General features: G+C 68.5%; 12 protein-coding genes. All 12 read left to right on the forward strand.

All coding sequences use genetic code 11. The annotated features are described in order from the left end of the window. Window position 1 precedes the first annotated feature (1 nt). Window positions 2-1,579 carry a UDP-N-acetylmuramoyl-tripeptide--D-alanyl-D-alanine ligase gene (locus AC1D0A_RS06350; RefSeq protein ID WP_476945403.1) on the forward strand — a complete coding sequence of 526 codons (1,578 nt, stop codon included), beginning with the start codon at window positions 2-4 and terminating at the stop codon, window positions 1,577-1,579. After that, the gene (mraY, locus tag AC1D0A_RS06355) at window positions 1,576-2,685 is read left to right on the forward strand and encodes a phospho-N-acetylmuramoyl-pentapeptide-transferase (RefSeq protein ID WP_028275881.1); all 1,110 of its coding nucleotides are present in this window, start codon (window positions 1,576-1,578) and stop codon (window positions 2,683-2,685) included. Before AC1D0A_RS06350 ends, mraY begins: the two co-directional genes overlap by 4 nt. Then, a complete protein-coding gene (murD, locus tag AC1D0A_RS06360) occupies window positions 2,667-4,268 on the forward strand; it encodes a UDP-N-acetylmuramoyl-L-alanine--D-glutamate ligase (RefSeq protein ID WP_476944230.1) in 1,602 nt (533 codons plus the stop codon). Before mraY ends, murD begins: the two co-directional genes overlap by 19 nt. A gap of 2 nt (window positions 4,269-4,270) precedes the next feature. Then, on the forward strand, window positions 4,271-5,800 hold the full coding sequence (gene ftsW, locus AC1D0A_RS06365) for a putative lipid II flippase FtsW (protein ID WP_243179525.1): 1,530 nt from the start codon (window positions 4,271-4,273) through the stop codon (window positions 5,798-5,800). Window positions 5,801-5,810: 10 nt separating this feature from the next. Further along, window positions 5,811-6,998, forward strand: coding sequence for an undecaprenyldiphospho-muramoylpentapeptide beta-N-acetylglucosaminyltransferase (murG, locus tag AC1D0A_RS06370; RefSeq protein WP_476945404.1), 1,188 nt, complete (start codon window positions 5,811-5,813; stop codon window positions 6,996-6,998). 4 nt (window positions 6,999-7,002) lie between these two features. Continuing rightward, window positions 7,003-8,403: a UDP-N-acetylmuramate--L-alanine ligase gene (murC, locus tag AC1D0A_RS06375; RefSeq protein WP_476945405.1), complete on the forward strand. Its 1,401-nt coding sequence runs from the start codon at window positions 7,003-7,005 to the stop codon at window positions 8,401-8,403. Then, on the forward strand, window positions 8,396-9,313 hold the full coding sequence (locus AC1D0A_RS06380) for a cell division protein FtsQ/DivIB (RefSeq protein ID WP_476945406.1): 918 nt from the start codon (window positions 8,396-8,398) through the stop codon (window positions 9,311-9,313). Before murC ends, AC1D0A_RS06380 begins: the two co-directional genes overlap by 8 nt. A gap of 255 nt (window positions 9,314-9,568) precedes the next feature. After that, window positions 9,569-10,786, forward strand: a complete 1,218-nt coding sequence (gene ftsZ / locus AC1D0A_RS06385) for a cell division protein FtsZ (RefSeq protein ID WP_079553943.1) — start codon at window positions 9,569-9,571, stop codon at window positions 10,784-10,786. 114 nt (window positions 10,787-10,900) lie between these two features. Next, window positions 10,901-11,668 (forward strand): purine nucleoside phosphorylase YfiH/LACC1 family protein, encoded by a 768-nt coding sequence (locus AC1D0A_RS06390; RefSeq protein ID WP_476945407.1) that lies wholly within the window; start codon window positions 10,901-10,903, stop codon window positions 11,666-11,668. Continuing rightward, window positions 11,661-12,467 (forward strand): YggS family pyridoxal phosphate-dependent enzyme, encoded by an 807-nt coding sequence (locus AC1D0A_RS06395; RefSeq protein ID WP_476944351.1) that lies wholly within the window; start codon window positions 11,661-11,663, stop codon window positions 12,465-12,467. Before AC1D0A_RS06390 ends, AC1D0A_RS06395 begins: the two co-directional genes overlap by 8 nt. An 87-nt stretch (window positions 12,468-12,554) precedes the next feature. Then, on the forward strand, window positions 12,555-13,085 hold the full coding sequence (locus AC1D0A_RS06400) for a cell division protein SepF (RefSeq protein WP_230008814.1): 531 nt from the start codon (window positions 12,555-12,557) through the stop codon (window positions 13,083-13,085). Between the two features lie 136 nt (window positions 13,086-13,221). Further along, a complete protein-coding gene (locus AC1D0A_RS06405) occupies window positions 13,222-13,530 on the forward strand; it encodes a YggT family protein (protein WP_243179519.1) in 309 nt (102 codons plus the stop codon). Window position 13,531: the final 1 nt, after the last annotated feature.

Below are 13,531 nucleotides of genomic sequence, written 5' to 3' on the forward strand. Positions count from 1 at the left end.
GATGATTGCATTTACAGCGGCGGAAATCGCCGACATAACCAACGGCCGGCTCGCCGCGGAACCGGGAATTACCCCCGCCTCCGTGGTGACCGACTCCCGCGAGGCCACGGCGGGTTCCCTCTATGTGGCCAAACCGGGGGAGAACGCCGACGGACACGACTTCGTCGGCGCAGCCTTTGACCGGGGCGCCGTATTGGCGCTCGTGGAGCGCGAAGTGGCCGACGCCGCCGGAACGGACTATCCCGCCGTCGTCGTTGAGGACGCTGTCCTCGCCATGGGCGCGCTGGCCGCCGAAGCCGTCCGCCGGATCCGCGCCAGCCGCGCCGCGGCCGGCGCCGCTTTCACCGTGGTTGGCATCACCGGCTCCGCCGGCAAGACCACCACGAAGGACCTGCTCGCCGGAATCTTCACGGCCGCCGGCGCCGAAGGTGCCACAGTTGCACCGCAAGGGTCCTACAACGGCGAGATCGGCGTGCCGCTCACAGTCTTCAAAGCCGACTTCGACACCCGCTACCTCGTCATCGAGATGGGCGCCACGGGCATCGGCCACATCCAATACCTCGCGGACATGGTCCGGCCGGAGATCGGCGTCGTCCTCGGCGTCGGCTCCGCCCACGCCGGCGAGTTCGGCGGCGTCGAGAACATCGCGGTCGCCAAGGGCGAACTCGTGGAGGCGCTCCCGGCCGCGGGCACCGCCGTGCTGAACCTGGACGACTCCCGCGTCGCCGCGATGGCCACCCGGACCCGGGCCCGCGTGCTCGGCTACACCTCACGCGCGGCCACCACCGGCCAGGACAACACCATCCAGACCGACGTGGCCCAAGCCGATGTGGTGAGGGCCGCGGATGTGGAACTGAATGCCGACGGCCACCCGGAGTTTGAGCTCTACCTGCCCGCCGACGTGACGGACGGGAAAGCAGAGCAAGGACCAACCCGGCACCACGTCGCCGCCAAGCTGATCGGCGCCCATCACATGGCCAACCTCCTCGCGGCCGCGGCCGCGGCGCACGCGGCCGGCATCCCCGGCGCGCAGATCGCGGCCTCGCTCAGCGCGCAGACCGCCGCCAGCCGCTGGCGGATGGAGCGCACGGAGCGTCCCGACGGCGTGACCGTCATCAACGATGCCTACAACGCCAACCCGGAGTCCATGCGGGCAGCACTGCGGACGCTGGCCGAACTGGGCCACGGCCGCCGCACCTGGGCGGTCCTGGGCGCCATGCTGGAACTGGGCCCGGATTCCATCCGCGAGCACATGGCAGTCGGCACCCAGGTGGTGCGGCTGAACATCTCCCGGCTCGTCGTGGTGGGCCGGGAGGCGCGGTCGCTGTATGTCTCCGCCGTCAACGAAGGCTCCTGGGGCGACGAATGCGTTTTCGCCGAGACGGCGGACGAGGCCTACGAGCTTCTCCAAGCCGAGCTCCAGCCGGGCGACCTGGTCCTGTTCAAGTCTTCGAACGGCATCGGGCTGCGCCACTTGGGGGATCGGATAGCATTACCCCCACATGCCACCCAAGACTCTCCCGAGCGACCTGCTGAGGGAACTGCCGCAACCGCCACAGAAGGGAGTGCACAGCTGTGATTGCACTGCTGATGGGCGCCGGAATGGCGCTGCTCCTCGCGTTTGTGGGCACCCCGCTGTTCATCCGGTTCCTGGTCCGCAAGGGCTACGGACAATTCATCCGGGACGACGGACCCACCTCCCACCACACCAAGCGGGGCACGCCCACAATGGGCGGCACCGTTGTGGTCGTCGCGGTCCTGGTCAGCTACGGGCTCACGCACCTGATCATGTGGATGATGAACCCGCACTCACCGGGGCCAAGCGCCTCCGGGCTTCTCCTGCTCTTCCTCATGGTGGGCATGGGGCTGGTCGGATTCCTGGATGACTTCATCAAGATCTCCAAGCAGCGCAGCCTGGGCCTGGACGCCAAGGCCAAGCTGATCCTCCAGGGCGCTGTTGGCATCATCTTTGCCGTGCTGGCGCTGAACTTCCCGAATGCCGCGGGCCTGACCCCGGCGTCCACCCAGATCTCGCTGGTGCGCGATATTCCGTGGCTTAACCTCGCGTTCGCCGGAACCGTGCTCGGCGCCATCTTGTTTGTGCTGTGGTCCAACCTGATCGTCACGGCCGCGACCAACGGCGTGAACCTCACCGACGGCCTCGACGGCCTGGCCGCCGGCGCTTCCGTCATGGTGTTCGGGGCCTACACGCTCATGGGCATCTGGCAAAGCAACCAGGCCTGCGGATCCCCGAGGCAGGCCGGCAGCGGCTGCTACTCGGTCCGCGACCCTCTGGACCTGGCCCTGCTGGCCGCCATCCTGAGTGCGGCGATGGTCGGCTTCCTGTGGTGGAACACCTCGCCAGCAAAGATCTTCATGGGCGACACCGGCTCCCTAGCCATCGGCGGCGCCGTCGCAGCCTTCGCGATCCTGTCCCGCACTGAACTGCTGCTGGCCTTCATCGGCGGGCTCTTCGTCCTCATCACGCTCTCGGTCATCATCCAGGTGGGCTACTTCAAAATCACCAAGGGCAAACGGTTCTTCAAGATGGCACCGCTCCAGCACCACTTCGAACTCAAGGGCTGGGCCGAAGTCACGGTGGTGGTCCGGTTCTGGATCCTGTCCGGGTTGTTTGTCGCCGCCGGCCTGGGCATCTTCTACGCCGAATGGGTGGTGCTGCTGTGACCGGTCCCATCCCCGCCCCGCTCACCACCTCGCCCCGGCTGCAGGGACTCACCACCTGGGATTCCGACTGGGCCGGCCTGCGCGTCGTGGTCACCGGCATCGGCGTCTCCGGATTCGCCGCCGCCGACACCCTCATTGAACTCGGCGCCCGGGTGGTGGTGGTGGACGCCGCCACCAGCGCCAAGGCGCTGGCCCAGGCCGACACGCTCCGGATCGTCGGCGCCGTGGACGTCCTGCTGGGCGAGGATGCGGTGGAGTCTGTTCCGAAGATCGACGGGCAGAAGCCGGACCTGGTGGTCACGTCCCCGGGCTGGCGCCCGGACCAGGCCCTGCTCGCCGCAGCGGCGCGGGCGCACATTCCGGTGTGGGGCGACGTCGAGCTCGCCTGGCGGCTCCGCGAACGCGAGGGCCGCAAGACCGCCGACTGGCTGGCCATCACCGGCACCAACGGCAAGACCACCACGGTCGGCCTGACCGAGTCCATGCTCCAGGCCGCCGGCCTGAAGGCGATCGCCGTAGGCAACGTCGGAACCCCGATCCTGGACGCCCTGCGCGATCCCGTGGACTACGACGCCTTCGCGGTGGAACTGTCCAGCTTCCAGCTGCACTGGAGCCACTCGGTGTCGCCGGTGGCCAGCGTGTGCCTCAACGTCGCTGAAGACCACGTGGACTGGCATGGCTCCTACGCCTCCTACCTCGCCGACAAGGCCAAGGTCTACGCGAACACGCAGAAGGCCTGCATCTACAACGCCGAGCAGATCGAGACCGAACGCATGGTCGAGGACGCGGACGTGGTGGAAGGCTGCCGGGCCGTGGGATTCACCACACTGACCCCGGCCATCAGCATGCTCGGCGTCGTGGAAGGGCTGCTGGTTGACCGGGCGTTCATCGCCGAACGCAAGGACAGCGCGGCCGAACTCGCCTCGATCGCCGACCTGGGACCGGTGGCGCCGCGCCACATGGTGGCCAACGCGCTGGCAGCCGCTGCCCTGGTCAGGGCCTACGGGGTGGAGCCATCGGCTGTGCGCCAGGGCCTGCTGAACTACCTTCCGGGAGACCACCGGATCCAGCTGGTGGCCCGGCACGACGGTGTGCTGTGGATCAACGATTCCAAAGCCACCAACCCCCACGCCGCCGCCGCCTCGTTGTCCGCATTCCAGAATGTGGTGTGGATCGCGGGAGGCTTGTCCAAGGGCGTGAATTACGACTCCCTGATCCAGGAACAGGGCAGCCGGCTCAAGGCCGTGGTCCTGATCGGCGCGGACTCCAGCGATCTGCAGGCCGCCCTGAAGCGACACGCGCCGGATGTCCCCGTGATCGGGCAGGGCAAGGGCGAGACTGAAGACGTGCAGACTGCCGGTATGGCCAAAGCCGACGCAGGCCCTTCGCCGATTTTCGGCGAGACTGTGATGGCCCAGGCCGTTGCCTCGGCGGCTCAGCTGGCCGCCTCCGGGGACACTGTGCTGCTGGCCCCGGCGGCTGCTTCCATGGACCAGTTCTCTTCCTATGCTCACCGTGGCGATGCCTTCATCGAAGCTGTCCGCGAGCTCGTGGAAGGGCAGGCTCAGACCAGCGAGGAGTAACAATGGTCAGCACGCCCACACGTACGACGGCGGCACGATCCGCCGCAGGCGGGGCCAGCACTGGCACGCCCGCCGGCCGTCCGTCCCCTTCGGCTGCACGGCCAACGGCCGGCGGCCCCGCCGTCACCCCCGCGGCCCGGGTGCGTGCCTGGAGCCGCGGATTCTGGTCCGCGCTGGAAGGCACCGGCAAGTCCCGCAACGGATCCACGTACTACCTGATCCTTGGCTCCACCCTGGCGCTGACTGCGATCGGGATCATGATGGTCCTCTCGGCCTCCAGCGTGGAAGCCATCGCCGCGGGGGAGTCGCCGTACTCGGCCGCCCTCAAACAGGGCGGATTCGCCGCGATTGGCGTCTTCGCGATGCTTGTCCTCTCCCGCGTGAACGTGGTCTGGCTACGGCGCTTCGCCTGGCCGCTCATCTTCCTGGCCATTGCGCTGCTGGGCCTGGTCCTCCTCGTGGGACGCAGCGCGCTGGGCAACCAGAACTGGATCGACGTCGGTCCGTTCACGTTCCAGCCCTCCGAAGCCGCCAAGCTTGCCCTCGCGCTCTGGATGGCCACCGTGCTTGACCGCAAGGCCAAGCTCCTCCACGAATGGCGCCACGCGCTCATTCCGGTCGTGCTCCCGGGCGCCATTGCGGTCCTGGGCCTCATCCTGGCCGGAAACGACCTCGGGACGGCCATGATCGTGATGATCATCGTGGCCGCCGCGCTGTTCTTCGCCGGCGTGCGGCTGTACCTTTTCGGCTTCGCCGGGGCGGTCCTGGCCCTTGGCGCGACGATCCTCGCCGTCACGAGCCCGAACCGGATGTGCCGCATCCTGTCATGGACGGGCCAGACCTGCGCCGACGGCTCCGACCTGAACTACCAGTCCACCAACGGCCTGTACGGGCTCGCATCCGGCGGCTGGTTCGGTGTCGGACTGGGCCAGAGCCGGCAGAAGTACAGCTGGATCCCGGAAGCGCACAACGACTTCATTTTCGCGATCATCGGCGAGGAACTCGGACTGGTCGGCACGATCGTCGTCCTGGTCCTGTTCGCCATCCTCGGCACCGCCATCTACCGCGTGGTCGTCGCCCAGCACGATGTCTTCCACCGCGTCCTGGCCGGCACGATCATGGTCTGGCTGCTGGGCCAAGCCAGCGTCAACATGGCCGTGGTCACCGGGCTGGCACCGGTGATCGGTGTCCCATTGCCGTTCATTTCCTATGGCGGCTCGGCCTTGCTGATGTCGCTGTGCGCAATCGGCGTCGTCCTGTCCCTGGCCCGGGCCCAGATGGACCCGGGCATGCAGCCGAAGAAGATGCTCAGGTTCGGCCCGGCCGCCTTTGCCAATTCCGTGCGGAGGGCCCGCGCTGCCCGGGCTGCAAGGACTGCCGCCAGCCGGTCCGCCGCCAGCACGGCCTCCAGCCGGTCCGCCGCCCGTACGGCAGCCCGACCCAAAGCCCCCGCAAGTAAGAGCCCCACCAAGGCCCCCGCAAGCAAGAGCCCCGCCAAGAGCCCCGCCACCAAGAACCGTACGAAAGCGTAAACAGCCCTTCATGAACACCGAGTCGCCCTTGTCCGTGGTCCTTGCCGGCGGCGGAACCGCCGGCCATATCAGCCCGCTGCTGGCAATTGCCGGCGCCCTCCGGCAGTCCCACCCCGGAGTGCAGCTTCTGGCTGTCGGGACCCCCGGCGGAATGGAAGCGCGGCTCGTCCCGGCGGCCGGCCTGGACCTTGCCACCATCAGCCGTGTCCCGCTCCCGCGCAAGCCTTCCGCGGATCTGCTCCGGCTGCCGGGCCGGATGGCCGGTGCGGTGAAGCAGGCGGGTTCCATCCTGGACGAGGCCGGCGCCGACGTCCTGGTGGGGGTCGGCGGGTACGTGTGCACACCGATGTACCTCGCTGCCCGGCGCCGGAAGATCCCAATCGTGGTCCACGAGGCCAACACCCGTCCCGGCCTGGCCAACCGTGTCGGCGCAGGCCTCGGCGCCCACGTGGCAGTGGCCTTCGCCGAGACCAAACTGGGCCGCGCCGCCCGGCACGTAGGCATGCCCATGCGCCCCGAAATTTCCGGCCTCGACCGCGCGGCCGCCCGGGCCGGTGCACGGCAGGCGCTCGGCCTGGACGCGGACCGGCCGACGCTCATCGTCACGGGCGGGTCCTCGGGCGCCCAGAGCATCAACCGGTCCCTCGCTGCGGCCGTAGGGGCCCTCGCCGACGCCGGCGTGCAGACCCTGCACATCACCGGCCGCGGCAAGTCCGTCCACGACGCCGACGGCAAACCGCTCGCCGCGCCAGGCTACCGGCAGGTGGAGTACGTCGACGGCATGGAAACCGTCTATGCCGCGGCGGACCTGCTGCTGGCCCGTGCCGGAGCCGCCACGGTCTGCGAGGTGGCCGCCGTGGGCGTGCCTGCCGTTTTCGTGCCCCTGCCCATCGGCAACGGCGAGCAGGCGCTGAACGCCGCGGGCCTGGTCGCCGCGGGAGGCGCATTGATCGTCGATGACAAGGCCTTCTCCGCCGACTGGATCAGCGGGAACATCATTCCCCTGCTGCTGGACACGGACAGGCTGGCCCGGATGGCAGCCAGCGCCGAACAGCTCGGCATCCGCGACGCCGACCGGCGCATGGCCGATCTCATCCTCGACGTCGCGTCTTCGAACGAGCACAGCGGGAATCCGCAGCGTCCGAAACAGCAGCGTCCGAAACAGCAGGGCCCGAACCAGCACGGCAGGAAGCAGTAGAGCAATGACCCAGCCCCAACACGGCACGCATGCCCTGGAATCCCTCGGCCGCGTCCACTTCATCGGCATCGGCGGCGTCGGCATGTCCGCCGTTGCCCGCATCATGGTGGCCCGCGGCATCCCGGTGAGCGGCTCCGACGCCAAGTCGCTGCCCGTCATGGCGGACCTCGCGGCCGCCGGGGCGCGGATCGCCGTCGGCTATGCTCCCGGCAACCTGGGAGACGCCCAGACGGTGGTCGCCGGCTCCGCGATCCGGGCCGACAACCCCGAGCTCGCAGCGGCCCGTGCCGCCGGACTCCCGGTGCTGCACCGCTCCGAGGCGCTGGCCGCCACGATGGCGGATGACACTGTGGTGGCAGTCGCCGGAACGCACGGCAAGTCCACCACGACATCCATGATCACGGTGCTGCTGCAGGGCGCCGGGCTGGACCCGTCTTTCGCGATCGGCGCCAACGTCCCGGCGCTCGGAGTCAACGCGGCACACGGCACGGCGGGCATCTTCGTCGCCGAGGCCGACGAGTCGGACGGCTCCTTCCTGAATTACCGCCCCACGATCGCCGTGGTGACCAACGTCGAGCCGGACCACCTGGACTTCTACGGCACCGCCGAGGCCGTCTATGCTTCCTTCGACAGCTTCACGGCACTGCTCCCGGCGGACGGCGTCCTGGTGGCGTGCGCTGACGACCCCGGGGCCAGGGCACTGGCCGAGCGCACCCTGGCCCGCGGCAACACCCGCGTGGTGCTTTACGGAACCGCCGCCGACGCCGCCATCCGGCTGCACGACGCGGGACCTGGCCGGATGGGGATCTCGACGACGGCGGGCACGTTCGGCGTCGAACTGCAGGTTCCGGGCCGGCACAACGCACTCAACGCTGCCGCCGCCTTTGCCGTGGCGGTCGAACTCGGCGTCGCGCCCGACACCGCTGCGGCGGCACTGGCCCACTTCTCCGGCGCCTCGCGCCGTTTTGAGTTCAAGGGGGAGGGCCGCGGCGTCCGCGTCTACGACGACTATGCCCACCACCCCACGGAAGTCCGCGCCGCCCTGTCCGCGGCACGTGCCGTCGCCGGGGAGCACAAGGTGCACGTGCTCTTCCAGCCGCACCTGTTTTCCCGGACCCGCGAATTTGCCCCCGAGTTCGCCGAAGCGCTCAACACGGCGGACACGGCCCTGGTCCTGGACATCTATCCTGCCCGCGAGGATCCCATTCCAGGGGTCACCAGCGGGCTGATCGCCGAGCACCTGGGCTCAGGCGGCCGCCTTGTCGGACCCGACGGGGAGGCTGTGCGGGCGCTGCTGGCGGCCGCCGGCCCCGGGGACATCGTGCTGACCGCCGGCGCCGGGGACGTCACGGCCTACGGGCCGCTGATTGTCGAGGCCCTGACGGCCGAGGCCGCCGGTGCCTAGCACCAGGCGCCCCACCTACCGTGGCGGGTCCGGCACTAGCGGGTCCGGCACCGGCGGATCCGGCTCCCGGCCGCCGTCCGCCGGTACTGGCACGGATGTCATTTCTGCGTCCAAGACCGCCACGGACACCGCCGTCGGCCGGTCCCGCAATCCGCAGAACCCGCAGGGCACCCCGGACAACGGTCCCGGCAAGGTGCTGTCCTTCCCCGAGCCCAAGGGCAAGCGCCGCCGGCGGATCCTGCTGAGCACCATCGGGATCGTGGCTGTGCTGATGGCGGGGATCGTCGCGGCCGCCGTCTACTCGCCGGTGCTGGCCCTGCGCTCGGTCACGGTGGAGGGTACAAAGATGTTGCACCCGGATCAGGTCCAGGCCGCACTCGCGCCCCTTCAGGGCAAGCCGCTGCCGCAGATCAGCGAGGAGGAGGTCACAGCCCTGCTCAAGCCGCTAGTCCAGGTCAAGGACGTCACCGCGAAGGCGCTGCCGCCCGCCACCTTGCAGGTGCACGTCACCGAGCGCATTCCCGTGGCCCTGGTCAAGCAGGGCAAGACCTTCCAGCTGGTGGACGTCGACGGTGTCCAGCTCAGCACCACCGCCGATGCCGCCTCGGTATCGCTGCCGGTGGTCGACGGCGGCAGCGGGACGCTGCCGAAGGACCTGTTCCAGGCCATCACGGCGGTGCTGGGCGCCCTGCCGGCGGATGTGCTGGCGCGGCTCTCCAACGCCTCTGCGGCGTCGGCCGACGCCGTCGAACTCAAACTCGTCGACGGGCAGACAATCGTCTGGGGCAACGCAGGGGAGAAGGAGCTGAAGGCACGGGTCCTTTCTGCCCTCCTGAAGGTCCCGGCCGACCCCAAAAACCCGGTGAAGGTCTACGATGTCAGCGTGCCCCGGCACCCTGTCACGCGGTAGCCGGCAATCGGATCCGCCGCGGCCGGGATGTCCAGTGGACGTCCAGCTGCCCGTGGGACTACTTACAGGGGCTATTTGCCCGGTATTCGCGCGACACGCCCCGGGCGGTTATTGAATGTCCCCTGCATAGGAAATACCGTCACAGACATGAGTTACTTGACATAACTATAACCTTCAAGTCGAAGGTTAAGGTTCAAAGCTTCAAGCAGGACTCGATCAGTTTTCGCATTAGTACACGAACAAGGGACACGTAACGTGGCAGCTCCGCAGAATTACTTGGCCGTCATCAAGGTCGTCGGCATCGGCGGCGGTGGCGTGAACGCAGTCAACCGCATGATCGAGGTCGGTCTTCGCGGCGTCGAATTCATTGCCATCAACACCGATGCCCAGGCATTGTTGATGAGCGATGCCGACGTCAAGCTCGACGTCGGGCGTGAGCTGACCCGTGGACTCGGTGCTGGCGCGAACCCTGAAGTTGGCCGGCAGGCCGCGGAGGACCACGCCGATGAAATCGAAGAGGTCATCCGGGGCGCAGACATGGTCTTCGTCACCGCCGGCGAAGGCGGCGGAACCGGCACCGGCGGCGCCCCCGTCGTCGCCCGGATCGCCCGGTCCCTTGGTGCCCTGACCATCGGCGTCGTGACGCGCCCCTTCACGTTCGAAGGCCGCCGCCGTGCCGGCTCCGCCGAGGCCGGCATCGACGCCCTGCGCGATGAAGTCGACACCCTGATCGTGATCCCGAACGACCGCCTGCTCTCCATCAGCGACCGCAACGTCTCGGTCCTGGACGCGTTCCGTTCCGCCGACCAGGTCCTGCTCTCCGGTGTCCAGGGCATCACTGACCTCATCACCACCCCCGGCCTGATCAACCTCGACTTCGCCGACGTCAAGTCCGTCATGCAGGGTGCCGGTTCCGCGCTGATGGGCATCGGTTCTGCCCGCGGCGAAGACCGCGCCGTGAAGGCCGCGGAGCTGGCCATCGCCTCCCCGCTGCTGGAAGCATCGATCGACGGCGCGCACGGCGTGCTGCTGTCCATCCAGGGCGGTTCGGACCTTGGCCTCTTCGAAATCAACGAGGCAGCCCGCCTGGTGCAGGAAGTCGCCCACCCGGAGGCCAACATCATCTTCGGTGCCGTGATCGACGACGCCCTCGGCGACGAGGCACGCGTCACCGTCATCGCCGCCGGCTTCGACGACGTCAAGGCGACCTCGCCGTCCATGGACCAGTCCCTGCCGGCCGCGCCGCAGCGGCCCGCGACCGCCGCCCCGGCGCCGGCGCAGGCACCCGCCTCCGCCCCGGTCCAGCCGCTGCACGCCACCGTCGGCGCCTCCGGCTACGGCGGCTGGGGCCAGCAGCGCCCCTCTGCCGTACCGGCCGATTCGGGCTTCGACGTCGACCTTCCGGCCGTCGTGGAGCCGGACCTGTCCGGCCGGCACTCCGATGACCTTGATGTCCCGGACTTCCTCAAGTAAACAGTTCCGCTCCAGCATGGCACCGCCGTCCGGCGGTGCCATGCTGCTTTGCGGCGGGTTACGGTGGATTCTATGAACGCAGGTATTCCGGACATGTTGATGGCGGTGTTGTGATTGTTTTGCTGGCGGGCTGAAGTCCGGCCGGGCGTATGGGTGGCTTTCACCGACGCCGGAGCCGGGAACCTGGCACTGCATGTCGGTGATGACCCCGCGGCGGTCCGCCGCCGGCGCGCGGAGCTCGAAGCGGCCGCCGGGCTCGGCGGGCGCTCTTTCCGGTACATGAACCAGGTCCACGGCAGTGACGTCGCCACCATCGTTGGGTCCACGGCCGCGGACTCCGCGGGCGAAGGTCCGGCCGCGCCCACGGCCGATGCCATGGTCTCCCTGACCGAGCCGCTGGCCGTCCTGGTGGCCGACTGCGTGCCGGTGGTGCTGGTCGGCGAGGATCCGGCCGGGGCGCCGGTACTGGGCGTCGTCCACGCCGGGCGGCCAGGCGTCGCCGCCGGGGTGGTGCCAGCGGCCGTGGCCCGCCTCCGGGAGCTCGGTGCGGACCACATCAGCGCCTGGGTGGGCCCCTCGGTCTGCGGGCGCTGCTATGAGGTCCCCGGCAGCCTTCGCGCGGACGTTGCCGCGGCCGTACCTGCCACCTGGTGCACCACCTCTACCGGCACCCCTGGCCTGGACCTGCCGGCCGGAGTGCGGAGCCAGCTGGAAGCTGCGGGCGTCGCGATCGAATACTCCGGGGGATGCACCCTCGAGGACGACACCCTCTTCTCCTACCGCCGCAACAGCCACACCGGCCGCTTCGCCGGGCTGGCTTGGTCGGACGGCACCCACGGGACTGACGGGGCTGACGGGAAAAGGGAGCATGGCCATGACTGAACCGGCGCAGCGCCCGGAAGTACACGCCGTCCAGCCCGTCACGGCGCCGGGGGAGAGCCATGAGGGCCGAACGGACGCGCTGGAAGGCCCCCGCCTGGCCCAGCTGGAGGCGAACCTCGCGGCCGTCCGCCGCCGGATCGACGCTGCCGTGGCCGCCGCGGGCCGGCAGGCGGCGCCGCCGCGCCTGATCGTCGTCACCAAGTTCCATCCTGCGCTGGACGTCCGGCGGCTGGCGTCGCTGGGGGTCACCGATGTCGGGGAGAACCGGGACCAGGAGGCCGCGGACAAGGCGGCGCAGCTTCAGGACCTTGGCCTGAGCTGGCACTTCATTGGCCAGCTCCAAAGCAAGAAGGCCAAATCCGTGGTGAAGTACGCCGCAGCCGTGCACTCCGTGGACCGGGAAGCCGTGGCCTCGGCCCTGGCCAAGGCGATGGCCGTCGAAGCCGACCGCGCCGGCCGCCCGCCCCTGGACTGTTTCATCCAGGTCAGCCTGGCTGAGGACGAAGGGGCGCACCGCGGCGGCGCGGCGCCCGGCGAAGTCCCCGCGCTGGCCGAACAGGTCGCCGGTGCCGGTGGGCTGAGGCTCGCCGGCGTCATGGCCGTTGCCCCGCTCGGGGCGGACCCGGCGGCTGCCTTCGAAAAGCTGGCGGACATTTCCGGGCGGCTGGCCGAACAATTTCCGTACGCCACGGGGATATCCGCCGGCATGAGCCAGGACCTCGAAGAGGCCGTCCGCTTCGGGGCGACACACCTGCGCATTGGCTCCGATATTCTCGGTCCGCGTCCGGCCCTGCGGTAAGTTCGACATATTGGAAGGTAATGGCGGGGATTCCAAGGCTGTCTAGTCACTAAGCGGCCCGCTTACGGACAAGATTAGGAGTCGACCATGGCTGGCGCTCTGCGCAAGACAATGATCTATCTTGGGCTCGCCGACGGCGACGAACACTACGAGTCTGAGCACCCCACACCGCACAAGGATGAGGACGAATCCATGGAGCAGGACCGCGAGGAACGACGTGCTCCGGCGCCCGTCCGCGAGGTCCCCCGGGAAGAGCCTCACGCCGCTGAAGAGGAATATCGCGCACCTGTGACACCCATCAAGCGAGCGGCATCGAGCCGCGAAGAGACCACCGGACTCCGGCAAATCACGACCATCCATCCGCGGTCGTACAACGACGCCAAGCTCATCGGCGAAAGCTTCCGCGACGGCATTCCCGTCATCATGAACGTCACCGACATGGGCGAGGCTGACGCCAAGCGCCTCGTGGACTTCTCCGCCGGTCTTGTTTTCGGCCTCCGCGGCAGCATCGAACGGGTGACGAACAAGGTCTTCCTGCTCTCGCCGTCGTACGTCGAAGTCATCGGCGATGACAAGAAGGTCAGCGAGACGCAGGCAAGTTTCTTCAACCAGAGCTAGGCCCGAATATTCGGTACTGATGCCAGGCGGGACACCTGCCTGGCATCCGTGCGGAATTATCCGTGTTGAAATAGAAGTGACACTTTCCTTAGGACACTTCGGTATCCGGAATGAACATGGAGATATGAGTTAGCTCATGGGAATTGTTTTGGGGCTCGTCTATATCGTTCTGTTGCTTTTTTTCGTGGCATTGATCATCCGCCTGGTCTACGACTGGGTGCAGATGTTTGCCCGAAGCTGGCGGCCGCGCGGTTTGGCACTCGTGACAGCCCATGCTGTGTATTCGGTCACGGACAAGCCCCTCAAGCTGCTCCGCCGGCTCATCCCGCCGCTGCGGCTGGGCGGAATGTCGCTGGACATCGGCTTCCTGCTGCTGTTCGTGGCCGTGAGCGTGGCGATGTGGGTCGTCAAGGGCCTGGTGTACGCCCAGCCGATCGCAGCATAGG

Source organism: Arthrobacter sp. P1_D4 (assembly GCF_056406115.1).